The organism is Rhizobium grahamii CCGE 502 (assembly GCF_000298315.2).
In the GTDB taxonomy this organism is placed as follows: Bacteria; Pseudomonadota; Alphaproteobacteria; order Rhizobiales; family Rhizobiaceae; genus Rhizobium; species Rhizobium grahamii.
This window is the reverse complement of the sequence record NZ_AEYE02000022.1, coordinates 40695-64007: the sequence shown is the minus strand read 5'-3', so window position 1 is coordinate 64007 and position 23313 is coordinate 40695. Positions and strand designations below refer to the sequence as shown.

General features: G+C 57.6%; 23 protein-coding genes and 3 pseudogenes. 18 read left to right on the top strand and 8 right to left on the bottom strand.

From position 1 onward, the window contains the following. Nucleotides 1-91: 91 nt before the first annotated feature. Both selD and RGCCGE502_RS18530 read right to left on the bottom strand, forming a co-directional pair. A complete protein-coding gene (gene selD, locus RGCCGE502_RS18535) occupies nt 92-1141 on the bottom strand; it encodes a selenide, water dikinase SelD (RefSeq protein ID WP_016555719.1) in 1050 nt (349 codons plus the stop codon). A 247-nt stretch (nt 1142-1388) separates the two neighbouring features. After that, entirely contained in the window at nt 1389-2468 is a 1080-nt protein-coding gene (locus RGCCGE502_RS18530) for a LacI family DNA-binding transcriptional regulator (RefSeq protein WP_016555718.1), read from the bottom strand. Nucleotides 2469-2730: 262 nt separating this feature from the next. Between RGCCGE502_RS18530 and RGCCGE502_RS18525 the strand changes: the two genes are divergently transcribed. The 5 genes from RGCCGE502_RS18525 (at nt 2731) to RGCCGE502_RS18505 (ending at nt 8369) form a co-directional block, all read left to right on the top strand. After that, nucleotides 2731-3780 carry an ABC transporter substrate-binding protein gene (locus RGCCGE502_RS18525; RefSeq protein WP_016555717.1) on the top strand — a complete coding sequence of 350 codons (1050 nt, stop codon included), beginning with the start codon at nt 2731-2733 and terminating at the stop codon, nt 3778-3780. A gap of 69 nt (nt 3781-3849) precedes the next feature. Beyond that, nucleotides 3850-4671 carry an ATP-binding cassette domain-containing protein gene (locus tag RGCCGE502_RS18520; RefSeq protein WP_016555716.1) on the top strand — a complete coding sequence of 274 codons (822 nt, stop codon included), beginning with the start codon at nt 3850-3852 and terminating at the stop codon, nt 4669-4671. Further along, nucleotides 4668-5930 carry a sugar ABC transporter permease gene (locus tag RGCCGE502_RS18515; RefSeq protein ID WP_016555715.1) on the top strand — a complete coding sequence of 421 codons (1263 nt, stop codon included), beginning with the start codon at nt 4668-4670 and terminating at the stop codon, nt 5928-5930. The genes RGCCGE502_RS18520 and RGCCGE502_RS18515 overlap by 4 nt, the downstream gene beginning before the upstream one ends. A 20-nt stretch (nt 5931-5950) precedes the next feature. Next, on the top strand, nt 5951-6679 hold the full coding sequence (locus RGCCGE502_RS18510) for an SDR family oxidoreductase (RefSeq protein WP_016555714.1): 729 nt from the start codon (nt 5951-5953) through the stop codon (nt 6677-6679). Between the two features lie 55 nt (nt 6680-6734). Further along, nucleotides 6735-8369 (top strand): FGGY-family carbohydrate kinase, encoded by a 1635-nt coding sequence (locus RGCCGE502_RS18505; RefSeq protein WP_016555713.1) that lies wholly within the window; start codon nt 6735-6737, stop codon nt 8367-8369. A 75-nt stretch (nt 8370-8444) separates the two neighbouring features. Here RGCCGE502_RS18505 and RGCCGE502_RS18500 read toward each other — a convergent pair whose 3' ends face one another. Next, nucleotides 8445-8894: a hypothetical protein gene (locus tag RGCCGE502_RS18500; RefSeq protein WP_016555712.1), complete on the bottom strand. Its 450-nt coding sequence runs from the start codon at nt 8892-8894 to the stop codon at nt 8445-8447. A gap of 580 nt (nt 8895-9474) precedes the next feature. Here RGCCGE502_RS18500 and ugpB point away from each other — a divergent pair. The 7 genes from ugpB (at nt 9475) to RGCCGE502_RS18465 (ending at nt 16050) form a co-directional block, all read left to right on the top strand. Continuing rightward, nucleotides 9475-10803, top strand: a complete 1329-nt coding sequence (gene ugpB, locus RGCCGE502_RS18495; RefSeq protein ID WP_016555711.1) for a sn-glycerol-3-phosphate ABC transporter substrate-binding protein UgpB — start codon at nt 9475-9477, stop codon at nt 10801-10803. Between the two features lie 66 nt (nt 10804-10869). Next, on the top strand, nt 10870-11754 hold the full coding sequence (gene ugpA / locus RGCCGE502_RS18490) for a sn-glycerol-3-phosphate ABC transporter permease UgpA (RefSeq protein ID WP_016555710.1): 885 nt from the start codon (nt 10870-10872) through the stop codon (nt 11752-11754). A 12-nt stretch (nt 11755-11766) separates the two neighbouring features. After that, the gene (ugpE, locus tag RGCCGE502_RS18485; protein WP_016555709.1) at nt 11767-12615 is read left to right on the top strand and encodes a sn-glycerol-3-phosphate ABC transporter permease UgpE; all 849 of its coding nucleotides are present in this window, start codon (nt 11767-11769) and stop codon (nt 12613-12615) included. 2 nt (nt 12616-12617) lie between these two features. Further along, entirely contained in the window at nt 12618-13679 is a 1062-nt protein-coding gene (locus tag RGCCGE502_RS18480; protein WP_016555708.1) for a sn-glycerol-3-phosphate import ATP-binding protein UgpC, read from the top strand. A gap of 46 nt (nt 13680-13725) precedes the next feature. Next, nucleotides 13726-14475, top strand: a complete 750-nt coding sequence (locus tag RGCCGE502_RS18475; RefSeq protein ID WP_016555707.1) for a glycerophosphodiester phosphodiesterase family protein — start codon at nt 13726-13728, stop codon at nt 14473-14475. Nucleotides 14476-14494: 19 nt separating this feature from the next. Further along, nucleotides 14495-15268, top strand: a complete 774-nt coding sequence (locus RGCCGE502_RS18470) for a DeoR/GlpR family DNA-binding transcription regulator (RefSeq protein ID WP_040675011.1) — start codon at nt 14495-14497, stop codon at nt 15266-15268. Next, on the top strand, nt 15265-16050 hold the full coding sequence (locus tag RGCCGE502_RS18465; protein WP_016555705.1) for an HAD-IIB family hydrolase: 786 nt from the start codon (nt 15265-15267) through the stop codon (nt 16048-16050). Before RGCCGE502_RS18470 ends, RGCCGE502_RS18465 begins: the two co-directional genes overlap by 4 nt. Before the next feature lie 240 nt (nt 16051-16290). On the opposite strand, the pseudogene RGCCGE502_RS18460 reads toward RGCCGE502_RS18465, so the two are convergent. Beyond that, nucleotides 16291-16827 (bottom strand): annotated as a pseudogene (locus RGCCGE502_RS18460) (IS21 family transposase); the annotation flags it as partial. Nucleotides 16828-17201: 374 nt separating this feature from the next. Next, nucleotides 17202-18062: a sensor domain-containing phosphodiesterase gene (locus tag RGCCGE502_RS37370; protein ID WP_016555703.1), complete on the bottom strand. Its 861-nt coding sequence runs from the start codon at nt 18060-18062 to the stop codon at nt 17202-17204. A 3-nt stretch (nt 18063-18065) separates the two neighbouring features. Between RGCCGE502_RS37370 and RGCCGE502_RS18450 the strand changes: the two genes are divergently transcribed. Next, the gene (locus RGCCGE502_RS18450; RefSeq protein WP_019280137.1) at nt 18066-18392 is read left to right on the top strand and encodes a DsbA family protein; all 327 of its coding nucleotides are present in this window, start codon (nt 18066-18068) and stop codon (nt 18390-18392) included. A 924-nt stretch (nt 18393-19316) separates the two neighbouring features. Here the strand turns inward: RGCCGE502_RS18450 and RGCCGE502_RS18445 are convergent. Continuing rightward, on the bottom strand, nt 19317-19508 hold the full coding sequence (locus RGCCGE502_RS18445; RefSeq protein ID WP_016555701.1) for a hypothetical protein: 192 nt from the start codon (nt 19506-19508) through the stop codon (nt 19317-19319). Nucleotides 19509-20303: 795 nt separating this feature from the next. On the opposite strand from RGCCGE502_RS18445, the gene RGCCGE502_RS18435 reads away from it, so the two are divergent. The 4 genes from RGCCGE502_RS18435 (at nt 20304) to RGCCGE502_RS18420 (ending at nt 21617) form a co-directional block, all read left to right on the top strand. Beyond that, nucleotides 20304-20513 (top strand): cold-shock protein, encoded by a 210-nt coding sequence (locus RGCCGE502_RS18435; RefSeq protein WP_016555699.1) that lies wholly within the window; start codon nt 20304-20306, stop codon nt 20511-20513. Between the two features lie 121 nt (nt 20514-20634). Continuing rightward, on the top strand, nt 20635-20859 hold the full coding sequence (locus tag RGCCGE502_RS18430) for a hypothetical protein (RefSeq protein ID WP_016555698.1): 225 nt from the start codon (nt 20635-20637) through the stop codon (nt 20857-20859). A 31-nt stretch (nt 20860-20890) separates the two neighbouring features. After that, a complete protein-coding gene (locus RGCCGE502_RS18425) occupies nt 20891-21271 on the top strand; it encodes a DUF6481 family protein (protein WP_016555697.1) in 381 nt (126 codons plus the stop codon). 70 nt (nt 21272-21341) lie between these two features. Then, entirely contained in the window at nt 21342-21617 is a 276-nt protein-coding gene (locus RGCCGE502_RS18420) for a hypothetical protein (RefSeq protein ID WP_016555696.1), read from the top strand. A 469-nt stretch (nt 21618-22086) separates the two neighbouring features. Here RGCCGE502_RS18420 and RGCCGE502_RS18410 read toward each other — a convergent pair whose 3' ends face one another. Beyond that, entirely contained in the window at nt 22087-22416 is a 330-nt protein-coding gene (locus RGCCGE502_RS18410; protein ID WP_244441742.1) for a response regulator, read from the bottom strand. A gap of 303 nt (nt 22417-22719) precedes the next feature. Next, nucleotides 22720-22921, bottom strand: a pseudogene (locus tag RGCCGE502_RS39230) (Nramp family divalent metal transporter); the annotation flags it as partial. A gap of 85 nt (nt 22922-23006) precedes the next feature. Here RGCCGE502_RS39230 and RGCCGE502_RS39225 point away from each other — a divergent pair. Further along, a pseudogene (locus RGCCGE502_RS39225) lies at nt 23007-23254 on the top strand (hypothetical protein); the annotation flags it as partial. Nucleotides 23255-23313: the final 59 nt, after the last annotated feature.

Below are 23313 nucleotides of genomic sequence, written 5' to 3'. Positions count from 1 at the left end.
GATAACGCATGACATCCTCCACTAACGCCCTTCAACGCACCAGATAAGGCGCTGTTCCGAATAGCAAGGAACGTTCCCCGATCAGTTCAGATCAGTCACGAACAACAATCCGCGCCGGTCCTTCCTTCACGTTTCCGATAGCCGATGCCAGGGGATAGCCGGCGGCTCGTATTGCCTGCACAAGGGAGTGTGCCTTTGCGGGAGCGCAAGAAACGAGAAGCCCGCCCGACGTCTGGGGATCGGCAAGAAGCAGCCGCCGCCAGTCCGCCATTGTCTCCGGCAAGATGACGTCCTCACCGTAACTTGCCCAGTTCCGGTTGGAGGCGCCTGTGATGAACCCTTCCTGGGCAAGGCTTTCAGCCACGGACAGGAAAGGAATATCTTTGACGTTAATGGTCAGCGACACGCCTGAAGCGCGAGCCATTTCGAGACCGTGGCCCAGAATGCCAAACCCCGTGACATCGGTGATCGCATGGACATCGGCATCACGGGCAAGTTCGGTCCCAATACGGTTCAAAAGAGTAGTTGATGCGATCATTTCGTCGTAGCAACCGGCCGGCAGCGCGTTTTTCTTGATCGCTGCCGAGTAGATCCCAATGCCGATTCCCTTTGTCAGGATGATCGCATCGCCTGCCTCTGCGCCGCTGTTGCGACGGACATGTTCGGGGCGGCAAAGGCCAATGACAGCAAGGCCATAGATTGGTTCTACGGAATCGATGGAATGGCCGCCAGCGACGGGAATTCCTGCTTCGGCGCAGATCGCTGCCCCTCCCTCCAGCACCTTGGCAATCTTTTCCGGGGCGAGCTTGCTGATGGGCATGCCGAGGATGGCCAATGCGAGGATGGGCTTGCCCCCCATGGCGTAGACGTCGGAGATGGCGTTCGTCGCCGCGATGCGTCCGAAATCGTATGGATCATCGACGACAGGCATGAAGAAATCGGTGGTCGCGATAATGCAGGTGTTCTCGTCGACCTGCCATACGGCAGCATCATCCGCCATCTCGGTGCCGACCAGGAGCTGGGCAAATGGCTGCGCGGCGGGTTGGCTAGCGAGAAGGTTCTGCAAAACCGACGGCGCAAGCTTACAGCCGCACCCACCACCATGCGCAAGTTCTGTCAGGCGGAAACTGTTCTCTGTCATCGCTCGGTCTCTCGAAGGCGGGCTTGTGTCACTTGGACAATGCACGGCAGCGTGTTGATCAGGGTAATCTTGTCCCCACGTAAAAGGACATAGCGCCAAAAACGGAACGAAAACCCCAGTCGGCCTTTTTTGTGTTTCTCCGACCTTGTAGCGATCTGCATCTCCACGGGCGATCTGGCCTCGTCAGCAGTAGGATCGACCGGGGGATGCCGTTCTCAAAGGTGCGGATCAATCCAAATCTGTGGCGTTACCCAGCGTTCCTGTAGGCCGTCTCCGCCTTCAACTCGCCTTCCCGCGAAATCAGCAACCCCTCTTCGTCCGGCATGATCGGCGGCACTTGCACCACAACTGGCTTCGTTTGCCCTGATTCGATCATCTCGAACATTTTTTCGAGCATGGCCGGAACATTCTGCCGCACCATTTCAATGTGATGCCCGAGAAGGGCTGCAAACGGGTCCCAGTCGAAACAGCCGATGACGACATCCTGGCTGTCGATCGGACCGGCCCGCCTCAGCCACCGCATCACCCCTTCGAGGGAAATCGTCGAGTTCACGAACATGCCCTTAGCCGGAGAAACACCGCGAGCGACCAGCTCGTCAAGCGCCTTTTCCGCCTTCTCGGGTGCATAACCGCAAGGCAGAATATTCTCCTCGCCGATGGAAACGTTCAGCTCGGAATGGGCCTGGCGGAAGCCCCTGATGCGCTCGGCTGTATTGTGATCACTGCCGCGGCCACCGATGAACAGGAGTGGGTTTTTCTCGTGGAGCTGGCGCTCGCAGTTCAGCAGTATTTTCCGGGTCAGTTCCCTAGCGCCTTCAAAATTGTCGGAGATCACGGATGGGGCCAGAGTACCGGGGAGGTCGAGGTTGATGCTGCGAACACCCGCCGCCGAACACATCTCGGTGATCCGGTCTGGATCCGTCGCGCCCGTCGAAATCAGGCAGTCCACCTGATAGGAAAGCATAGTGCGCGCTGCCTCGATCTCGAGCTGCGGATCTCGCCGGGTGCAGGTAATGATCGGAAACAGGCCGCGTGCGCGTGCCATGTCCTCGAATCGTTCGACGATCGACCCGAAGTACCGGTTGTCGTACTTGGGAACGATCATTCCAATGATGTGCGACTTCTCGCGACGGAGAAGACTTGCCTGCATGTTGGTCGCGTAGCCCTGCTCTTCGGCTAGGCGCGTGATTTTTTCGGCGAGCTGACTACTAATTCGTCGCTTCTTCCAGTTCCCGTTCAGGACCGCACTCACAGCGCTAGCCGACGTTCCTGCGAGGCTCGCAAGATCGTAGATGGTGGTGCGCCTGGCCTGCTTGGAGCGAGTCAAATTTATATCTCCACTTCGACACCACCTTGACACCTTTATGAAGAGGTGGCAATTCTTGCTTCATCGATTGAGCAAAGTGGTGCCATCGATGAAGCAAGCCGGTGGGAGTCCGGCGCGGGAGGGTATGACTCTAAAGAAGCCGCAACATCGATTCTCGTGATTTCGGCGTTTATGGCCTGCCATGCGCCCCACGCTGAATTCGCGGCGACCGTCGACAATGCCTCAGCCTGTTTTTGTCGTCTTTTGAACGTAGGAGGAGAGAATGAAATCTTTTAATTTGCTTGTGGCCTCGGCCGCCCTTGCCATTAGCACGGCCGCTGCAGCAGCGTCGGCGCAGGAAGCCTCAACAGTGGCGTTCCTGATGCCGGACCAGGCGTCGACACGCTACGAACAGCACGATTTCCCGGGCTTCAAGGCAGAGATGGAGAAGCTTTGCCCAAAGTGCACGGTCGTCTATCAGAATGCCAACGCCGACGCGTCGCTGCAGCAGCAGCAGTTCAACTCGGTGATTGCCCAGGGAGCCAAGGTCGTCGTTCTTGACCCGGTCGATTCCGCCGCGGCTGCTGGCCTTGTCGAGCTCGCCCAGTCCCAGGGGGTCAAGGTGATCGCTTACGATCGCCCGGTTCCCGACAAGCCGGCCGACTTCTACGTCTCCTTCGACAACGAAGGCATTGGCTATGCAATTGCCAAGTCCCTCGTCGCGCATCTGAAGGCCGCCGGCGTCGCAGACGGCGCGGGCGTCCTTGAAATCAACGGGTCGCCGACCGACGCCGCTGCAGGCCTGATCCGCGACGGTATTCACCGTGGCCTGAAGGAATCTGCCTACAAGACACTTGCCGAGTACGACACACCGGAATGGGCTCCGCCGAAGGCCCAGGAATGGGCCGCAGGGCAGATCACCCGCTTCGGCGGCGACATCAAGGGTGTAGTGGCAGCCAATGACGGCACCGCCGGCGGCGCTATTGCGGCTTTCAAGGCGGCAGGCGTTAACCCCGTGCCGCCGGTGACTGGCAACGATGCGACGATCGCAGCGCTGCAGCTCATCATCTCCGGTGACCAGTACAACACGATCTCCAAGCCTTCCGAGGTGGTTGCCGCGGCAGCCGCCAACGTAGCGGTCCAGATGCTCAAGGGCGAAAAGCCGGAAGCCAAGACGACGCTTTACAAAACGCCGTCTCAGCTTTTCATCCCGGCAGTCGTAACCGCCGAGAACATCAAGGCCGAGATCTTTGACAAGAATATCCAGACGCCCGAGCAGATTTGCACCGGCGAATATGCCGAAGGCTGCAAGAAGCTCGGCATCCTCAAGTAAGGATCACTTTGTCATTCCGGCCGCACCTCATGCGGCCGGACCCTTCAGGAAGCACAAAGGGCTTCAGCCATGAGCGCCACAGCAAGCAATATGCCGGAGCGAGGACAACCCATCCTCCGGCTCACCAACGTGTCGAAACACTTTGGTGCCGTGTCGGCGCTGACCGACATCGAACTGGAAGTGAAAGCCGGAGAGGTCGTCGCACTTGTTGGCGACAACGGCGCTGGCAAGTCGACGCTGGTCAAGGTCCTTGCCGGGGTTCATCAGCCCTCTACCGGATCAATCGAGTTCTGCGGACAGAGCGTGACGCTCGACAGCCCCGGCACTGCGCTTGAACTCGGCATTGCGACCGTATTCCAGGACCTTGCTCTTTGCGAGAACCTCGATGTCGTTGCAAATCTCTTCCTTGGCCATGAAGTTTCACCCTGGGGGCTCGACGAGGTGGCGATGGAAGTCCGCGCCTGGACCTTGCTCAGGGAGCTTGCGGCACGCATTCCTTCCGTGAGAGAGCCGATAGCTTCGCTGTCAGGTGGCCAGCGCCAGACGGTGGCGATCGCGCGATCGCTCCTCCTCAATCCAAAGATCATCATGCTCGACGAACCGACTGCGGCATTGGGCGTGGCGCAAACCGCTGAGGTGCTCAATCTCATTGAGCGGGTCCGCGACCGTGGCTTGGGCGTCATCATCATCAGCCACAACATGGAGGATGTCCGCGCCGTCGCCGACCGGATCGTCGTGCTGCGGCTCGGCAGGAACAATGGCGTGTTTACACCCGACGCGTCCAATCATGAACTCGTCGCTGCCATAACCGGCGCGACAGAAAATTCCGTCTCCCGCCGCATCGAGCGGAAATCCGGTGGAGCCCAGGAAACCAGCGGGAGACCGGCATGAGCCAGAAACCAATCAACCCCGTCAACACGCCGGCTGCTGCACTCGACCGAAGCGATGAGCGTGTCCGGCATGACGATAGCGTCATGGCGATGGTCGGTGCCTTCATTGACCGCGTTAAGTCCGGTGACTTGGGCATGCTCCCCGTTGCGGTCGGACTGATCGCCATCTCCCTTGTCTTTTCGGTGTTGAATCCGATCTTCCTGGCGCCGAACAACCTGGTAAACCTGCTATTTGACTGTGCGACCGTCGGCGTTATCTCGCTCGGCATTGTCTGCGTCCTGATGCTCGGAGAGATCGATCTGTCGGTCGGATCGATGAGCGGTCTGTCGTCTGCCATTCTCGGTGTCCTTTGGGTGAACAACGGCTTGCCGTTCGCCGTTGCGATCATTGCCGCCATCGCCGCTGGCGCTCTGGTCGGAACCATCTACGCCGTGCTGTTCAACCGGCTCGGCATGCCGAGTTTCGTCGCAACCCTGGCTGGTCTGTTGGCGCTCCTCGGAATGCAGCTTTATATCCTCGGCCCGACTGGCAGCATCAACCTTCCTTACGCGTCATCGCTCGTCCGCTTTGGCCAGATCCTGGTGATGCCTGCCTGGCTGTCCTATCTGCTCGCCCTGATCCCCGGCGCTGCCATCGTCGTGAAAGGCATCAGAACGCGCAAACAGCGCGCAGCGGTGAACCTGTCAACGCAACCCTTCGCGGCGACCGTCATCAAGGCCATCGTTCTGACGGCCGCGCTCGAATTTGCGACTTACTATCTCAATCTCGGCAGAGGCATCCCGTGGATGTTCGGCCTGTTCGTTGCGATTGCGGTGGTCCTCAACTATGCGCTGACCCGGACAAAGTGGGGCCGTTCGATGTTTGCGGTCGGCGGCAATCGCGAAGCAGCCAGGCGCGCCGGCATCAACGTCCGCCGCATCTACCTGAGTGCCTTCGTGCTCTGCTCGACACTTGCGACGATCGGCGGAATCCTGTCCGCGTCGCGTCTGGCATCCTCCAGCCAGCAGGCGGGTACCGGCGATGTGAACTTGAACGCCATCGCTGCCGCCGTCATTGGCGGAACCAGCCTCTTCGGCGGCCGTGGCAGCGCCTACTCGGCACTGCTTGGGATCATCGTCATCCAGGCAATTTCCAACGGCCTCACGCTGCTCAACCTCAGCTCGTCGCTGCGTTACATGATCACTGGAGCCGTCCTGGCGATTGCCGTGATCGTTGACTCGCTAGCGCGTCGTTCCCGCGTCAGCCATGGACGCGCTTAACATCATTCAGGAGTAAAACCATGACCGACCTCATGAAGGGCAAAGTCGCTGCCATCACCGGCTCGGCGTCCGGCATCGGGCTGGAGTGTGCCCGCACGCTTCATGCCGAGGGTGCCACCGTCGTTCTGATTGACCGCGCCAAGGACAAGCTTGACGCGATCTGCGCGGAGTTCGGCGAACGCGCCTTCCCGCTCGTCGTCGACCTTCTCGACGGCAAGCAGTTGTCGGGGATATTGCCCCGGATTCTTGAGATTGCTGGCGGGCTCGACATTTTCCATGCCAATGCCGGTGCCTATATTGGCGGACCGGTGGCCGAAGGCGACCCGGATGCCTGGGACCGAATGCTCAATCTGAACATCAACGCGGCCTTCCGCTCGGTTCACGCGGTTCTGCCCCATATGATTGCGCAAAAATCCGGAGACATCCTGTTCACCAGCTCGATCGCCGGCATGGTCCCGGTTGTATGGGAGCCAATTTATACGGCGTCGAAGTTCGCGGTCCAGGCCTTCGTGCATTCCACACGTCGTCAGGTTGCCCAGCATGGCGTGAGGGTTGGCGCTGTCCTCCCCGGTCCTGTGGTCACCGCCCTTCTCGATGATTGGCCGAAGGCGAAAATGGAAGAGGCGCTCGCCAATGGAAGCCTCATGCAGCCGAAGGAAGTCGCCGACTGCGTGCTGTTCATGCTTTCCAGACCGCGCAACGTGACCATACGCGATCTGGTCATCCTGCCAAATAGCGTCGACCTTTAAGGCAGATCTCCGTCAGCAAGCGGAGGTCAGCCATCCATGCCCGGAGAACGAGAACATGAGCGACGTAACCCAAATACCGCCAACCGGCGCCAGCTACGTCATCGGCGTTGACGTTGGCACCGGAAGCGCTCGCGCAGGCGTATTCGATCTTTCAGGACGAATGCTTTCCTCCGCCAAACGGGACATCACCCTCTACCGTGAAGCCGGCTCAATTGTCGAGCAGTCAAGCAGCGAGATATGGCTGGCTGTTTGCTACTGCGTTCGGGAGGCCGTTCGCACCGCAGCTATCGACCCGAGCAATGTCGTTGGTGTGGGTTTTGACGCGACCTGTTCGCTCGTTGTGCTCGGAGATGGTGGCGCGCCGCTGCCCGTCGGTCCTTCCGAGGATTCGGATCGAAACATCATTGTCTGGATGGATCACCGGGCAGTGCCACAGGCCGAACGCATCAACGACCTTGGGCACGAGGTATTGCGTTACGTTGGCGGCCGCATCTCGCCCGAAATGGAAACACCAAAGCTGCTCTGGCTGAAGGAAAACAGGCCGCAAGTCTTCGACGCGGCGTGGCAGTTCTTCGACCTCGCGGATTTCCTAACCTGGCGCGCGACCGGTGATCTCTCCCGATCCACCTGCACGGTCACCTGCAAGTGGACCTATCTCGCTCACGAAAACCGTTGGGATCCCAGCTACTTCCAGCAGATCGGCCTGGGGTCGCTTGCGGAGGAAGGATTTTCTCGCATCGGCCAGGCGATTGTTGAGCCTGGAACAGCTTTAGGCAATGGACTGACGCCAAAAGCGGCGGAAGAACTGGGGCTCGTCCCTGGCACGGCGGTCGCTGCCGGTCTGATCGATGCCCATGCCGGCGGGATCGGAACGGTCGGGTTCGGTGGCGGACCGACGTCGAACCTCGCTTATGTCTTTGGGACCTCATCCTGCACTATGACATCGACGAACGAGCGAGCCTTCGTACAGGGGGTGTGGGGCCCCTACTACTCGGCGATGGTCCCCGGACTGTGGTTGAATGAAGGTGGGCAGAGTGCCGCCGGAGCAGCGATCGATCAGCTCCTTTCCTTCCACCCGGCCTCAGCTGAGGCATTCGATCTTGCCAAATCCAGGAAGGTGGCGCTTCCGGTCATGCTTGCCGAACTTGCCGCACAAAAAGCCGCAGTGTCCTTCGATGCGGTCTCACTTGTGACCGGCATCCATGTCGTGCCCGAGTTTCTTGGAAACCGGGCGCCACTCGCTGACCCCCATGCGCGTGCGGTCATAACAGGACTAGGAATGGATCGTGACATCGACAATCTTGTCCAGTTCTACGTTGCGGGCCTCTACGGCATTGGGTACGGACTGCGCCAGATCATCGATGCCCAGGCAGATGCTGGTGTTAAGTGCGAAAATGTTGTCATCAGCGGCGGCGCCGGCCAGCAGGACTTTGTGCGCCAGCTCCTGGCCGACGCATGCGGCAAGCCCGTCGTGGCGACAAAGGCTGAAGAGCCAGTCCTCTTGGGTGCTGCAATCATCGGGGCCGTGGCAGGGGGATGTTTTGCCGATGTTCGTGAAGCGATGAATAGGCTGACAATGGTTGAAAAGACATTCATTCCTTCGGTCGGAAGAGTCTCTGACATCCACGCAATGCGTTATGGGGCTTTCAAGGAGTTACAACGTTTGGCACAAGGTCTCCGGGACTTCTGATCATCACGGCTTGCTGGATATCAGCGACCCGAAACAAGCTTTGTTCAATCAGACAAGAGCCGGCCAGTAAATCGCTCACAGGAACGCGCCGTTCGCAGGGAATTTATCCGGCGTGTAGAGCAACAGCCTCGACGACATGAAGGCGTCCCGCTTGTCCCACATCTTGCCACTGATCATCCATGCGTCACATTGCTGCCACGGGCGGACGACCACGCCTTTTTGATGCATCAGCCATATGCTCTCGGAGGTTTCCGTAAAACGCTGTTTGCCCCGTCGCATCAACCATAGAAGAGTGGCAATTTCATTTGGAGTCAGCGTCGCGGCCGGCGGTGGTTCAGAGGATTGAGTGGGGTTGACCAGAGCGGGTTCCATCGTCAGCACGACAAGGGCCAGCAATGCCGCAAGCACCACCAGCGCAATAAGTGCTTTCGCTTCGGTCGACAGGTCCGGCTGGATAAGAGCAATACCAACCGCGCCGTAGAGAACAACGGCAAGGAGAGAGGTGCGAACATGGCTGTAGAACATGTACCTCACGCGCTCCACCTTCGAGGAAGATATCACAGCGATTAAGTTGCAACGTGGCTGCAGCGAATTCAACTTTTAATGTTCCAGTGACGTTCTCTATTTGTTTTATAGTTAATTAGCTCTTCCTAATTCATAGTCACTTGGCGTGCCGATTGCGCCTGGATCCGTGTCGGGTAAATGAGGAAGTGTTGATTGGCAATGTGACTTTTGCCCTAAGGGCATCGAGGACGACCTTGAACGCTGCCGACGACTGCCGACTGCTCGGATAGCAGGTGATATAGTTTACGGTGGGCACCAGTCAGAGAGCATCTGAACCAGGTGAGCCAGGGCTTTAATCCTCAAGCCGCGTATCCTTGATCGCGAGCGAGTTCCCTCGTGGCATGCTTGCGCACAGACTGCGATCACTGCGCGCGGATTGCATCTTGTTTGATTTCAGATGAACACTGCGCGGAGGTAGACCGCGCCCGATCATGGCTGCCGAATGTTCATTTGAACATATACCACTTGCAAAATGAACTTTGCCTGATACGGTCCCGGACAAGTTTGGAGCGGGAGGCTCTGAACCAAAAAGGGAGTGAGCATGAAAAAGACGGCTTTGTTCCTGTCCGCAGGTGTAGCGGCAGTTCTCCTCGCGTCGCAGGCTGCGTCTGCGGCGACCAAGATCCAGTGGTGGCACGCCATGGGAGGCGAAAACGGCGCCAAGCTCGAAGAGATCGCCAAGAAGTTCAATGCGTCGCAGAGCGACTATGAAATCGTACCCGTCTTCAAAGGCACATATGATGAAACGCTCACCGGCGCGATTGCGGCTTTCAGAGCCAACCAGCAACCCGCAATCGTACAGGTCTATGAAGTTGGGACCGGCACGATGATGGCCGCAAAAGGTGCCATCTACCCGATCTACCAGTTGATGAAGGATCAGGGCGAAGCGTGGGACCAGAGCAAGTTTATCACTCCCGTAGTGGGCTATTACTCCGATACCGAGGGGAACGTGCTGTCCCTGCCTTTCAACTCCTCGACGCCAATCATGTACTACAACAAGGATGTCTTTCAAAAAGCCGGGCTCGATCCAGAGACGCCACCAAAAACCTGGGCAGACGTAGACTCCTTCTCGCGAAAGATAGTCACGTCAGGCGCTGCGAAGTGCGGTTTCACGAGCGCGTGGATCTCATGGATTCAGACAGAAAATCTGAACGCCCTGCATGACAAACCGTATTCGACCAAGGCCAACGGATTCGGCGGCATTGACGCCGAATTCACTTTCAACAATGACCTCACGGTACGCCACTGGGCCAATCTGAAGAAGTGGCAGGATGAGGGGCTTTTCAAATATGGAGGACCGGGTGGTGGCGACAACGCTCCCCCGATGTTCTACTCGCAGGATTGCGCCATGTACATGAACTCTTCAGCAGGCCGCGCGGGCGTCATCAACAATGCCAAGAGCTTCAAGGTCGGCTTTGCGCCCCTGCCGTATTACGACGACGTTATCAAGGAGCCGATGAACTCCATCATCGGCGGCGCAACGCTCTGGACACTGCAGGGCAGACCGGCAGAAGAGTATAAGGGAGTGGCAAAGTTCTACACCTACCTCCAGAAACCGGAAGTCCAGGCCGACTGGCACCAGTTCTCCGGCTATCTTCCAATTACCGAAGCAGCCTACAAGCTTGGCCAGGACCAAGGCTATTACGAAAAGAACCCTGGCTCGGAGGTTGGCATCAAGCAATTGACACGGGTCGCGCCGACGGAAAACTCCAAGGGCATTCGTTTTGGCAACTACGTGCAGGTACGCGGCATTATCGATGACGAGTTTGCAGCCTTGCTTGGAGGTAAGAAATCCGCCAAGGATGCGCTAGATTCTGTGGTTACTCGTGGCAACGAGCAACTTCGCGATTTCCAATCGGCCAACCAATAGTCCCCGACGTCAGAGAGCCGGCCGCGCCGGCTCTCTCCTTGCCATCTATTCTTGCGTGAGGGGACCATGCAGACCAAGCGAACCGTCTTCCCGAACAAGTTGTTGCCTTATCTGTTGATCGCGCCGCAGATGGTGGTGACAATTGTTTTTTTCCTTTGGCCGGCTGGAACGGCGTTCTGGCAATCATTTTTGCGTAATGACGCTTTTGGCTTCAAGACCACTTTTGTCTGGTTCGCGAATTACCGGAAGCTGTTTGCGGATCCGATCTACATAAGCGCCTTCGGCAATACGATTGTGTTTGCCGTGCTCGTCACCTTCCTTTCCCTGTCAATCTCGCTTCTGCTGGCTGTTGCGGCAATGAGGGTCATGCGGGGATCGCGGATTTACTCCACGCTGCTGGTCTGGCCGTATGCGGTCGCCCCTGCCATTGCCGGCATCTTATGGTGGTTCATGTTTAATCCATCGATTGGCATCGTGGCCTACATGCTGCGCGCAATCGGGGTTAACTGGAACCATCTCGTCAATGCCACCGATGCAATGACGCTTATCGTCATCGCGGCGACATGGAAGCAGATCTCCTACAACTTCCTGTTTTTCCTTGCGGGCCTGCAGTCAGTTCCGCGATCGCTGCAGGAGGCTGGCGCAATCGACGGAGCCGGTCCCGTCAAGCGCTTCTGGACGATCGTGTTCCCACTAATTTCTCCAACAACCTTCTATCTGATGGTCATCAACATCGTCTACGCAATGTTCGATACCTTCGGCATCATCCATGCAACGACACAGGGGGGGCCGGCACGCGCGACGGAAATCCTCGTCTACAAGGTCTATTTCGACGGCTTCATCGGTCTTAATCTTGGATCCTCGGCCGCACAGTCCGTGATCCTTATGCTGATTGTCATTGGCCTCACCGCAGTCCAGTTCCGCTTTATCGAGCGGCGTGTCCAGTATTGAAGAGGTTTCGCTGTGGTTGAAAACCGTCCATTCCTGAACCTCCTGGCCCACCTCGTGCTGATTGTCGGTGTCGCCATCGTTGTCTTTCCCGTCTATGTCGCTTTCATCGCGTCCACCCATAGCGGCACTGATTTTCTCTCCGGCGTGGTTCCGCTGGTTCCAGGTCCCCATCTCGTCGAGAACTATGCAACAATGCTTTCGGCCGGGATGACGAGTTCGGGTGCGCCGCCAATCGGACCAATGATGATCAACTCGCTGGTCATGGCGATTGGCGTTGCAGTCGGAAAGATCGCCATCTCCATCCTGTCGGCGTTTGCGATCGTCTATTTCCGCTTCCCATTCCGAACTGCCGCCTTCTGGATGATCTTCATCACCTTGATGCTTCCGGTCGAGGTGCGCATCGTCCCGACTTTCAAGGTTGTTGCCGATCTCGGGCTCCTAAACAATTACGGTGGTCTGATCATTCCGTTGATTGCTTCGGCAACAGCGACTTTCCTTTTCCGTCAGTTCTTTTTGACGGTGCCGGAAGAACTGATGGAGGCGGCGCGCGTCGATGGGGCCGGGCCGATGAAGTTCTTTCGGGATATCCTCCTGCCTCTCTCCGTGACCAATATCGCAGCGCTCTTCATCATTCTGTTCGTGCTTGGTTGGAACCAGTACCTCTGGCCACTTTTGGTCACTACTGATCCGAGCCTCTATACAGTGGTCATGGGCATCCAGCGTATGGCGGCTGTTGCAGATGCGGAGCCGCGCTGGAACCTCGTGATGGCGGCGGTCATCCTCGCTGCCCTGCCACCCGTCCTCGTCATCCTCGCCATGCAACGCCTTTTCGTCAAAGGCCTGGTTGAAACGGAGAAGTAAGAATGGCCACGATCGAAATCGTCGACCTGAAGAAGAACTATGGCTCCGTACCGGCCGTCAAAGGGGTGAACCTCTCTGTTGCCGATGGCGAACTGATCGTGCTTGTCGGCCCATCAGGCTGTGGCAAGTCTACGTTGCTTCGGATGGTTGCCGGGTTGGAGACCGTCAGCGACGGGAAAATCGAAATCGCTGGGCGTAACGTCAACAATGCCGAGCCTGCAGAACGCGACATTGCCATGGTGTTCCAGAACTATGCGCTCTATCCGCATATGACGGTCCGCGGCAACTTGGAATACGGGCTGAAAAACCGGAGAACACCGCGGGCCGAAATTGACCGGCGTGTGCATGAGGCGGCCGAGATTCTCGAGATCGGGCCGATGCTTGAGCGCAAACCGCGCGAGCTGTCGGGAGGTCAACGCCAACGCGTTGCGATGGGCAGGGCGATCGTACGCGAGCCTGCAGCGTTCCTGTTCGATGAACCGCTTTCGAACCTTGATGCGAAGCTACGGGTACAGATGCGTGTGGAAATCCGCCGGCTCCAGCGTCGGCTGAAAACGACGAGCATCTACGTCACCCACGATCAGCTCGAGGCGATGACGCTCGCTGACCGGCTGGTGGTGATGAACGGCGGCCTGGTCGAACAGATAGGCTCGCCTGTGGAGGTCTACGACCGACCTGCTAGCCTGTTTGTTGCTGGTTTCATCGGATCTCCACCGATGAACCTGATGCCGATCGAGGTCATCGCCGGCTCCAACGACCGAAGCACCCTTAAGCTTCCCATGGGGACCGACATCGTCGGCGTACGCCCAGATCAGTTGTCGCTGGTCGAACCCTCCGAACAGTCAATCCGCCTGGACGCGACTGCCGAGCTTTTGGAGCCGATCGGTGGAGAAAGCCATCTCCATGTCCGCTTTGGCGATAGCGGCCATACTGCCATCCTCAGTGTCCCCGGGCGTCCTAACGTCGCTGAAGCTGCGAAATTTCGGGTCTACGCACCCCTAAGCGCCATGCATCCGTTCAACCGCGAGACCGGCAAACGAACAGATGTCGCATCGGTACCATAACTCGAATGTAGACACTTCATTACAGCCAAATGAAAGCCAGAACGACATGACAATTCCCCTCCCACGCACCGGTCCAGCGCGCAACGAGGTCCAGGCACACCGGGGCGCCTCCGCTGTTGCTCCAGAAAATACGATTGCCGCCTTTCGGGCTGCAGCCGAACAGGGCTGCAAATGGGTCGAGCTCGATGTCGCTCTACTGAAGGACGGAACGGCTGTCGTCATCCACGACGCATCTATTGATCGATGCTCTTCCTCGCGCGGCAAGCTTGGTGACATGGTAGCCGCCGATCTTGCAGGGATCGATGGAGGCTCATGGTTTTCAGAAGCCTTCCGGGGGGAAGCGCTACCAACGCTCGCACTTGCCATCGACAGGCTCGGCGAGCTCGGACTCAACGTCAACGTCGAGATCAAACAGCACGCGCACCACACATCGCTCGCGCAATTGACAGAAACCGTTCATTCTCACCTCCGCCAACGTGCACGTCATACTGAAATCATTATTTCGAGCTTCGACGTCGAAGCGCTGAAAGCAATGCATCGCCTCGATCCGAGCTACGAGCTCGCCATGCTGTGGAGCGAATTGCCCGGTGACTGGGCCGAAATTCTGACCTCTATTCCGGCAACCACGATCCATCTAAACTACAAGGCCTTGAGCTTCGGCTTGCTCGAAGAGGCGAGCCATCGCGGGATCAAGGTGAGGGCATGGACATGCAATGCACCGCATCTTCTCGTTCCTTTCTGGGGCGCTGGCTTGGCAGGTGTCATTACTGATAACCCAAGTCTCTTTCTGACTTGAAGGCGTGCAGGGGGCCGGAATGATATCAAGCAGACAACGCGACATGCTCGCGCTCATCGAGAATGAGGGGACGCAGTTCATTGAGGATTTGGCTCGACGTTTCGGCCTGACGACGCAGACGATCCGGCGCGATATAAACGCGCTTTGCGACCTTGGCTATGCCAGGCGGTTCCATGGCGGCGTCGATGTGCCAGTCGAAGGGAGGAACATCTCTGTCAATGCCCGGGCCCAGTTGAACAGTGCTGCAAAACGGCGCATCGCAAGACGCGTCGCAGGCGATATCGGTCCGGACTCCACGGTCTTCCTTGGGATCGGCAGCAGCGTCCAATTTGTCGCCGAGTCGCTGCGGAATCACCAAGACCTCACGGTCGTCACCAACAATATACACGTCGCTCTCATCCTTTGCGACGCCTCAAGTATCGAGGTGCACCTGACCGGTGGCCTATTACGTCATGACGACCGGGACGTCGTCGGCGCCGACGTCATACGGTTTTTCGAAAAGTTCTATGCCACGCACGCCATTGTCGGAGCCGGTGCTCTCAGTCCCATTCACGGACTGATGGACTTCAGCTACAGTGAAGCGCAGATCACCAACGCCATTATCGAAAATTCAAAGAGCTGTTTTCTGGTAGCTGATGCCAGCAAGTGGATGCGCAATGCTTCGGTGCGCGTCGCTCCCTTCAACAAACTGACCCGGTTCTACACCGACCGACTGCCTGACGACGAAGGTGTTGTTGCCGCGTGCGCAGCAAGCAGCACGGACATCGTGTTGTGCGGCGAGGAGCATTCATGACATTCATAGGCGCTGCCCCATCGCCGGCGGACCTACGCGACGTGCGTTACCTGTTCACCGATATTGACGACACCCTGACGACAGAAGGTCAGCTGTTACCGCAGACTTACCAAGCCCTCTGGGATCTCTACCGCGCCGGGATTTCAATCATTCCTGTTACGGGAGGGTCGGCTGGTTGGTGCGAACATATCGTTCGAGCTTGGCCGGTGGCCGCGGTCATCGGCGAGAGCGGAGCCTTTGCTGTTTTCCGGCGAGATGGCCAGATCGCGTTCGACTTCTGGGAAAACGGCGCACTGCAGGCGCGACGCCAGCGTGAACATCTCGACGCAATCGAGAAGATTATTAGATCCACCCGCTCCCGATTCCGGATCGCCCATGATCAGCCCTTCCGACTGGCGGACGTTGCAATCGACATTGGTGGCGTGCCCGTCCAACAGGTCGATAGCCTAGCCGATCAGATCCGGGAAATGGGCGCGACCGTCGCCATCAGCTCCATTCATATCAATACGTGGATCGGAAGCTATGACAAGAGGGCCATGAGCGAGCGCCTAATCGGTGATGTCTTCGCAGTTGATTGCCTTGCTACGCCTTCACTAACAGCTTTCGTTGGTGATTCACGCAACGATGCGCCCATGTTCGGCTACATCCCTAATTCCTTTGGCGTGAGGAACATTATGTCCGTCCTGGACAAGCTTCCGCACCGCCCTCGATGGGTTTCATCGCAACCCGCTGGCCTTGGATTCGTCGATATTGCGGCCGCACTGTTGCGAGCAAAGGCATAGGATGTAGCGTCGCCAACACTGAGCAGTTAGCTCCGATTGACGAGCCGACATCCTTTACATGATGGCGTTGATTTATCCCTACAGCGTCACCGGAATGAGCTCGAGAAGGTTTCTCACTATCAATCCCTTATGATCTTTCCGACGACCACCCCCGCTTTGAGCGAAATGTATGTGTGCCTTGCAGCAGATGGGGGCCGCCGCCGATAGGCGCGAGCCTAATCTGCGATAAGGAAGGCATCAGCGCGCATGTGCATATGAAAGGCTCGACGCGCCCATAACCGCCACGAACAGGTGCGCCTGTCGTGTCTTGCCGGACAATCGGTCGACTACGAGGGTAACGGTGTCGCCGGCATAATCGACGAACAGTTTGTCGCCGGCCGCATGATCCTGGCGCATCGTCACAGGCAGCTTCAACGCCCAGCCCCGGTACAGGTCACAGTAGCGATTGTAACGATATCCATCCGGATGAAGACCGATGTATTCGTCCCACAGGATCTGCAGCGTCATATGCTTGCGCTTCAGCTCGCGATGGACCTGCGCCCAATCTGGCTCCGGTGCGCGGCGGTGTCCTATCTTCGTTCCGGCCGCCTTATAAAGCGCTGCCTCCAGGACCGTATCGCTGACGTCGTCGCCCAAAGGCCACGACAACCCGGCAACCGCTGCCCGCCGTAGCGTCTCGCGCACCGTCGACGGCGCAGTCCCAACCCGCACCGCAATCGACTTGTGCCCAAGTCCTTGCTCAAAGCGATATCTCAATATCTCGCGGACACGCCGCATCTCCAGTCTCTCCGCAGGCATACCGGTCCTTCCATGTCACCATCGACGGAAGGAACTTCACACCTGCAGAACACCCTTGCCAGATGCCCGCCAAAGGGGGCGGCATCATCTCGGAATAAGGGGGCGACTATTTCTCGGAATTGGGGGGCGACATCATTTCGGAATCAGGGGGCGGATTGCCTCGAAATTTGCAGCTTGATGGCGACGGCAAGCACGACGCTCGTTGGTAGAAGCCCCTAATTTGTCGCGTCGTGCATTTTCCTGTGATCTCGGGTATCCCTACGCCATTGCTTAGCAGCGTAACCTCTTCGGTCATCCGCTTCCCAACTTCTACGGCGGGCGCACCGCAAAGAACACGGCCGCCCAAATCTCTGCTATCCTTTCGCTAGAACGCCAGCTGGATCTTCATCGATCTGCTGCGATCGCCGGCAGCTTCGAAGGCCTGAACTGGCTTGTGCGACGGCGCACCGTAGTACATGGCTCCCGATGCGCCTGGACAACATGGGCTGGTCGAGTGCCGCGGAAAAGACCGCGGGACCGATTGCCGATCCATCGGCTTTCTGAAGCCTCAACAGTGCTTCGAAACCAAAGCGCCTTCCCGTATCAAGCGTAATCTTAGGCTGATAGTGGAGCACGAAAAGGCCGTTTGCGAGCCCCTCCTCCGCAAGCGCCAGCGCCGCTTTATCGGCATACGCCCGATCCAGGCGACCAGAGTCGATCCGAGACAACAAATAACGGTCTTCAAATTGCAGGAGACGTTCCACGGCGCAGCGCGCCAGCCGATCCAGTAAGCCGCGTACCTCGACTCCAAGGCGCCTGGGCACCCGATCGAGAACGCAGAGTAAGCCGAGCCGAAGCCCCGGTTCTATCTCTAGGGGGACGCCGGCATAGAAGCGGATCTTGTCACTTCCAATGACGAAGGGATTATCGACAAAGCGTACATCGCGAAGAGCGTCTGGTACGATAAAAAGCTTCGACGATCGAATTGTGTAGTCGCAAAAGGCGTCCGCTCTGGAAGAACTTTCGCCTTCAATACCTCGTTTCGACTTGAACCATTGGCGTTGGCCATCAAGCAATGTGACAAGGCCGATCGGCGTGCCGGCCGCGCGGCAGGCAGCGTCGACCAGCGCATCTAGCACCGGATCCGGACCGGCTGAAAAGATGGCAAGTTCCCTCAGACGTTTGAGGCGAGCCACCTCGTCCAGCGAAGAGCTTTCCCGTTGGTTGAGGTGCATCCCTTGGCCAGTACGGCCGCTGAAGTGTCAGAATATGCCGGCAGTCGCGGGCTCTTCTGGCAGATAAACCGTTCCATCTTCGCTAATCAGCACCGATTAAGCGTCTCGCTTCTCATCGCGCTCGCCTCAGAACTCAAGCTCTCGCCAATCGCGCTGCGCGATGCCCTTGCGTCCGGTACGTTTGTAGAGAAAGTCCGGGAGGACTTCATTGGCGTCGTCCGAGGCGGCGTCAACGGAACACCGACGTTTTTCGTCAACGGAGTACGGCACGACGGACCATACGGCGCACTTTCATTGGCGATCAATCAGGCTATCCTCGCCGCCGCTTGAGCTACGCTCTCCCAGGGGCGACGGTCCTTAATGCCTGAAGATAGGACGAGATTATCGGACGCCCTTGAGCCTGCTTCGCTCCCGCAGGTGCAACTGTCCAAACGTTACGATATCTGGCAGGTCGACGCCGTTGATTGTTTGACGGTAATGATGTCCCTGCCCAAGCTGTTGCTATGAGCCCGTCCAACATAACCCGCACGTCGACGAAGTGTTGCCCTGTTCGTGTTTGGGTCTTGCGTTCACGAGTAAGAACTCGCAAGGGTTTCGAAGACCAGGCCTCACTCGCCGATGACCTGCGAGAACGACGACAGGTGGTCAGAGCGTGCTTTTCAGATGATATGCGGCCCGGTCTGACGAGCGATGTAAGTTGATAATCCGGCGCGCATCCTCGACGCTTATTCCGTGCTTATTTGCAAGTATCCAACATGATATGGATCGGAGACCTTTTTTCGTGTCTCCGGAACGGTCAGAAGATCTCGCCGCATTCCTTCTCCTTGGGTAGCCTATGATGTTCGCTATCAGAATGACTGCGTCGACCCTGTCTGACGATAGTGAAGTATATCTATAATCGCTTTGGGAGACTGCGCGGCGGCAATACGCCGTCTCATCCTGATCGTCGCGCTATAGGGAGACATTTTTGCGCGGTGTGTGGCGGGGAAGACTCAACCGAGTCAAGCTCCGGCCGAGCGAGTTAGAAACCCTGCCTGTTTCTGCGGAGGTGGCGTCGGCCAACCGCAGCCACCTGAAGCTGTCGCTATAGGACTACATATTGGACACGGCTACGCCGGGCGTGAAGGAATGACTTTGAGTTACCCGACTGACTAGACCCTTCTTCGGAGTGACAAATTGATCCCAAGCCTGGTCATACGCTGCCAAAAAGTCCTCGGACGGCATCAGTCTTCCTCTTTTCGACCATGATGGATCTCAGTCTTGCCTGCTTACCCCGGTGGGGGCGCCTCGCCTTGGGAGGGACCTTGCAAAAGCAGCGGCTTCGCCGGGGTAGGGAAAATCGTCACCAATCTGAAGCGTGCCATCGTAAACTTTGAAAACAGGCCCGTCGATCTCCACAATCTTGTAGCCGTTTACGTACTCGATCTTGGGCGCCTTCCAACTCATCGTCGCTCTCCAATGAAGAACACAAGGGACAAAACACCGCCATTTGCCGGCTTTTCCTTGGGTTCGGTTATGGTTTGACCGGCGTTTTGACCGATCGTCAAATCTTTTCCGTCCGCTGGACAGGGTTTCCGTCCGTCGGTTCTTGAACCATGCACCAATAAGTGACCCTGATGCCCGTGGCTTCGGTCACAGAATGGCGTTCGGCTCCCGGTTTCCGGTTCTCCTGCAGGAGCGCAGCCCAGACCTGCCGGGCTCGCTTGCCGCTGCTGTCCTGCACCACCAGTAGGATTTTCGTAGTCGACGCCGATATGATAATCATAAGAGGCAGTCATGCTTCCAACTCCCTTGTTGAGATCTGTGAACCCCAAAAAGTAGGCCGAAAGGCTGGAAGTGTAACTGTCCCTCTATCATCACTTGCATCTCCGTGATCCATTCTCTCAACCGGCGTGGCCTCTTTCATGCCATCTCCTGTTTCAGTTTGATATGTCTGTATCCGGGGATGACTCATCAACCATGGAAATTCCGTTCGCAGGAGTCGCCATGGCGCGGGCGCTATCCCCTATTATCTTAGAGAAATACAACCTCCGAGTGAAAGTGCCGTCGCGAGAAAACTAACCGTTGACGGATCAACCTTAATTCCCTATAGATGCGTCATCGATCTTTTGCTTGCCGAGCTTTGTCTACCGCGCGATTGGCACCGCGCTTTAAGCGAACTTCCCTTTCAAAAATAGTCGGTTCCTATCTGCGTAGCATTGGCTGCGCGGTCCTTCACTCTATGCTTTGAAAGGGTTCATCATGACCACCGGCACAGTAAAATGGTTTAATTCCACCAAAGGCTTCGGCTTCATCCAGCCTGACAATGGCGGCGCCGACGCGTTCGTTCACATTTCCGCGGTCGAGCGTGCTGGGATGCGCGAACTCGTCGAAGGTCAGAAGGTCGGCTTCGAGCTGGAGCGCGACAATAAGTCGGGCAAGATGTCGGCTACCAATCTGCAGTCCGCATAAATTGATATCTGCTTCCCTTTGACCACGGATGTACTGGCACTGTCGGAAGCTATCATCAAGGCCAGGCATTTTGCCTGGCCTTTTCCGTTTCGGGGCGTTGGCCCGACTAGGTAAGGTTCCAATGACAAAAGCACACAGCGAATCCTGCCAGCAGGCAGAGATCGCGTTCGGCGACACCCAGGCGCAGTTCTTTGCCAAGAATAACGCGGTTGAAGAGCTGGAATCCGTCGCTCAGGCCCGGGATGCCAAGACGCTCAGGCTGCGAGCGGCACGGCAAGCCAAGGAGCTAGCCGACCGCATGTCGGGAACATCCAAACTCATCGCCAAACGCGCCAAGACGCGCTAAACTGCGTCTGCACTCATTATCGGGATAAGAAATGAAAAAAGCCAGAAACAACGAAGTCGCCGACCGCCGCACCGCATCCGCTGACGCTAAAGCAGCTCTCCTCAATACCTACCGGGCGGCGATGACTGCCGGAGAACCGGCTCGGATGGCACGGCAGGCCGAGCGCGCTGCCATTGTAGCCGCTCGTGAAGAGCGACGTCTTGAACGCGAGCGCGTGAAGCTTGAGGAGCAAGAGCGTATCGCGACCGAGGCGGCTGAGCGGCAGGCAGCCGTTGAAGCGGCAGCAGTCGCCGAAATCGAAGCGCGGGAGAGCGCCGAAAAAGCGCGAATAGCGCGGGTGATCGAAGATGAGGCTGCGCGAAAGGCCGAACGCGACCGGCGCTACGCCAACCGCAAGGCAAGACAAGCCTAGCCTTAGCCCGTACCGTGCCGACCCGACAGCAGGCGTCATGCTGGGGGTCCGGCCAAATGAAAGGAGCCCCATGGGACAGGATACGAACGAACTCCAGGCGATCAACACGTCGTGGCAAATCGCAATCCAGGAAATCCTGCGCATGGTCGTCCGCGACATGTACCACGCCGGCGGCGAGGCAAACTTCAAGGCACATATCAAGCGCATCGAAGAAGCCGCCGTCGACAGCATCTATTCCGATCTGCGACTTCGAGGAACCGACGAGTGGACCGAGGTGCTTGTCAAGGAACGGGCGAGCAATTTCGTGACGACCCTGCTGACATCGTTCACTTACGACCGAGCCTGACCCGGCGCGTGAAGCTATCCTGACCTACACCTGAGATCACTCAGTCATCCCGCTCGCTCTTGCGAGCCCAAGGATATGGATTCGAATCCTTCGGGCGCGAGGGAGAGCTTTCATTATTCGACTGGCGGTCCGGGGTTGGATGGTCTTGGAGGAATTCACGAAGAGCCCGTCCTTGCGGATGATCCGCTGCGATCTTGAGAAAGCTCGATATGGACCACGTCGTCTCGGCGCCGCCTGAAGACAAGTTTGCGCGATGGATAACGATGGGATCGGGGCTAGCTTGATCGTCGTCAAGAAACCACCTGTCGCCGTTCGAGCTCATGAAGAATTCTCTTGGTTCTGCCGGCATTTGCCTGGCTCCTCTCGTCGATTGAAGTTCGTGGTAGTAGGGTCATGTTGATGGTTCGGCGTTTCGTCTCCGGATCCGTCGTCCCTAGTTCACTCCACAGCAGCGGGCGTGGTATCCTCATCACTCCAAACTTCCTTCTCGGGCCACGGCGAATATTGTTGCCACGATTTTCTCAAGGTTGATCGGCTTCTCGCAAATCGGCACTGCCTTGAACCTGGCTGGAATGGTTGAGCGCTCGTACCCTGTGGCAAAGACGAAGGGAATCTTCCGGCTTATCAGAAGGTCCGCGACAGAATAGGCTTCTTCACCTCCCAAGTTGATGTCCAGTATCGCCGCCTCGATGGCATCCTCCCCCTGGACGAGGTCCAATGCGGCATCTAGCTGTCCCGCAGGCCCAATGACGATAGCCCCCATCGCTTCCAGCTCGCGTTGGAGATCGGTGGCGAGCATGTATTCGTCCTCGACGACAAGGATCCTTCGATTACGAAAGCGTTCCACAGGCATCTGTAAGCTCCGGTGTGTCGATCGACTCTAGGATCGGACCATAGGATGCACGCCGTCCGCCTCCAATGTGTAACGTCTTGGCCTCGAACTGGTTCGGCATGCCCTCGACAAATTCACAGCGCTGCCCATTTCTGCGGACAGCTGCGGGAAGCACGATGACAACGCTCTCTTCGATCAATGTAAGGCAAAAGCGGGTTTTCCGCCCCCACGTCTTAACGCCTCCCCAACCGCCAAATCGGCTGAATGGTTCTTGTCGCCGTACCAGATGGTGACGAAGGCGGCTGGAATGATGGCGATCGCACGGACCCGTGGCTGGAGTCTGATTTTCAGGAAGCCCTTCCATGACGATCTGACCGGCGAGCGTTGCGGTTATTCGGCAGCACACCTTTATCGGATAGCAGCCAGTGCCAGTACCTGCATGCCTGAGCAAGCTCGATCGTAGCCGATGACTAATCCGCGCGGTAAACCTGATCGAAGGCCAGACGAGGCAACACTTGCGCCCAGCGAAGGCGGAGGACAAATGATGGAAGAACCAGATGGCTGGCGCCAAGATCAGTTGCTCCTCACAAGGGGCGGCAGAGGTCAATCTCGCTTATTGGTCGCATGGCGACCAGTTCGCGGGGAGTGATGGCGCGCTTCTGATTCATCGCCCGGCCGGATCGTCGAATATGCCGACCGAGAATTAAAGTGTTAGATGCGGACGCCTTCACCGAACCGAACTCGCACCTCGATGCCCTTATCCTGCGAAAGGCGAGGATGCGGGGGACTCGACGGGTCGGGGATTAACCCGCGCCAACGATCGGAGTGCGAGATTTTTGGGCCGGCGAACAATATTTTGTTGAG

What these genes read in the sequence shown, in the direction of transcription:
- RGCCGE502_RS18425 (WP_016555697.1), top strand. Translation starts at nt 20,891, where the DNA reads ATGAAAAAAGCCAGAAACAACGAAGTCGCCGACCGCCGCACCGCATCC.
- RGCCGE502_RS18500 (WP_016555712.1), bottom strand. Translation starts at nt 8,894, where the DNA reads ATGTTCTACAGCCATGTTCGCACCTCTCTCCTTGCCGTTGTTCTCTAC.
- RGCCGE502_RS18480 (WP_016555708.1), top strand. Translation starts at nt 12,618, where the DNA reads ATGGCCACGATCGAAATCGTCGACCTGAAGAAGAACTATGGCTCCGTA.
- RGCCGE502_RS18505 (WP_016555713.1), top strand. Translation starts at nt 6,735, where the DNA reads ATGAGCGACGTAACCCAAATACCGCCAACCGGCGCCAGCTACGTCATC.
- RGCCGE502_RS18525 (WP_016555717.1), top strand. Translation starts at nt 2,731, where the DNA reads ATGAAATCTTTTAATTTGCTTGTGGCCTCGGCCGCCCTTGCCATTAGC.
- ugpB (WP_016555711.1), top strand. Translation starts at nt 9,475, where the DNA reads ATGAAAAAGACGGCTTTGTTCCTGTCCGCAGGTGTAGCGGCAGTTCTC.
- RGCCGE502_RS18430 (WP_016555698.1), top strand. Translation starts at nt 20,635, where the DNA reads ATGACAAAAGCACACAGCGAATCCTGCCAGCAGGCAGAGATCGCGTTC.
- RGCCGE502_RS37370 (WP_016555703.1), bottom strand. Translation starts at nt 18,062, where the DNA reads ATGCACCTCAACCAACGGGAAAGCTCTTCGCTGGACGAGGTGGCTCGC.
- selD (WP_016555719.1), bottom strand. Translation starts at nt 1,141, where the DNA reads ATGACAGAGAACAGTTTCCGCCTGACAGAACTTGCGCATGGTGGTGGG.
- RGCCGE502_RS18515 (WP_016555715.1), top strand. Translation starts at nt 4,668, where the DNA reads ATGAGCCAGAAACCAATCAACCCCGTCAACACGCCGGCTGCTGCACTC.
- RGCCGE502_RS18445 (WP_016555701.1), bottom strand. Translation starts at nt 19,508, where the DNA reads ATGAGTTGGAAGGCGCCCAAGATCGAGTACGTAAACGGCTACAAGATT.
- RGCCGE502_RS18465 (WP_016555705.1), top strand. Translation starts at nt 15,265, where the DNA reads ATGACATTCATAGGCGCTGCCCCATCGCCGGCGGACCTACGCGACGTG.
- RGCCGE502_RS18470 (WP_040675011.1), top strand. Translation starts at nt 14,495, where the DNA reads ATGATATCAAGCAGACAACGCGACATGCTCGCGCTCATCGAGAATGAG.
- RGCCGE502_RS18420 (WP_016555696.1), top strand. Translation starts at nt 21,342, where the DNA reads ATGGGACAGGATACGAACGAACTCCAGGCGATCAACACGTCGTGGCAA.
- RGCCGE502_RS18475 (WP_016555707.1), top strand. Translation starts at nt 13,726, where the DNA reads ATGACAATTCCCCTCCCACGCACCGGTCCAGCGCGCAACGAGGTCCAG.
- RGCCGE502_RS18510 (WP_016555714.1), top strand. Translation starts at nt 5,951, where the DNA reads ATGACCGACCTCATGAAGGGCAAAGTCGCTGCCATCACCGGCTCGGCG.
- RGCCGE502_RS18410 (WP_244441742.1), bottom strand. Translation starts at nt 22,416, where the DNA reads ATGCTCGCCACCGATCTCCAACGCGAGCTGGAAGCGATGGGGGCTATC.
- ugpA (WP_016555710.1), top strand. Translation starts at nt 10,870, where the DNA reads ATGCAGACCAAGCGAACCGTCTTCCCGAACAAGTTGTTGCCTTATCTG.
- RGCCGE502_RS18435 (WP_016555699.1), top strand. Translation starts at nt 20,304, where the DNA reads ATGACCACCGGCACAGTAAAATGGTTTAATTCCACCAAAGGCTTCGGC.
- RGCCGE502_RS18520 (WP_016555716.1), top strand. Translation starts at nt 3,850, where the DNA reads ATGAGCGCCACAGCAAGCAATATGCCGGAGCGAGGACAACCCATCCTC.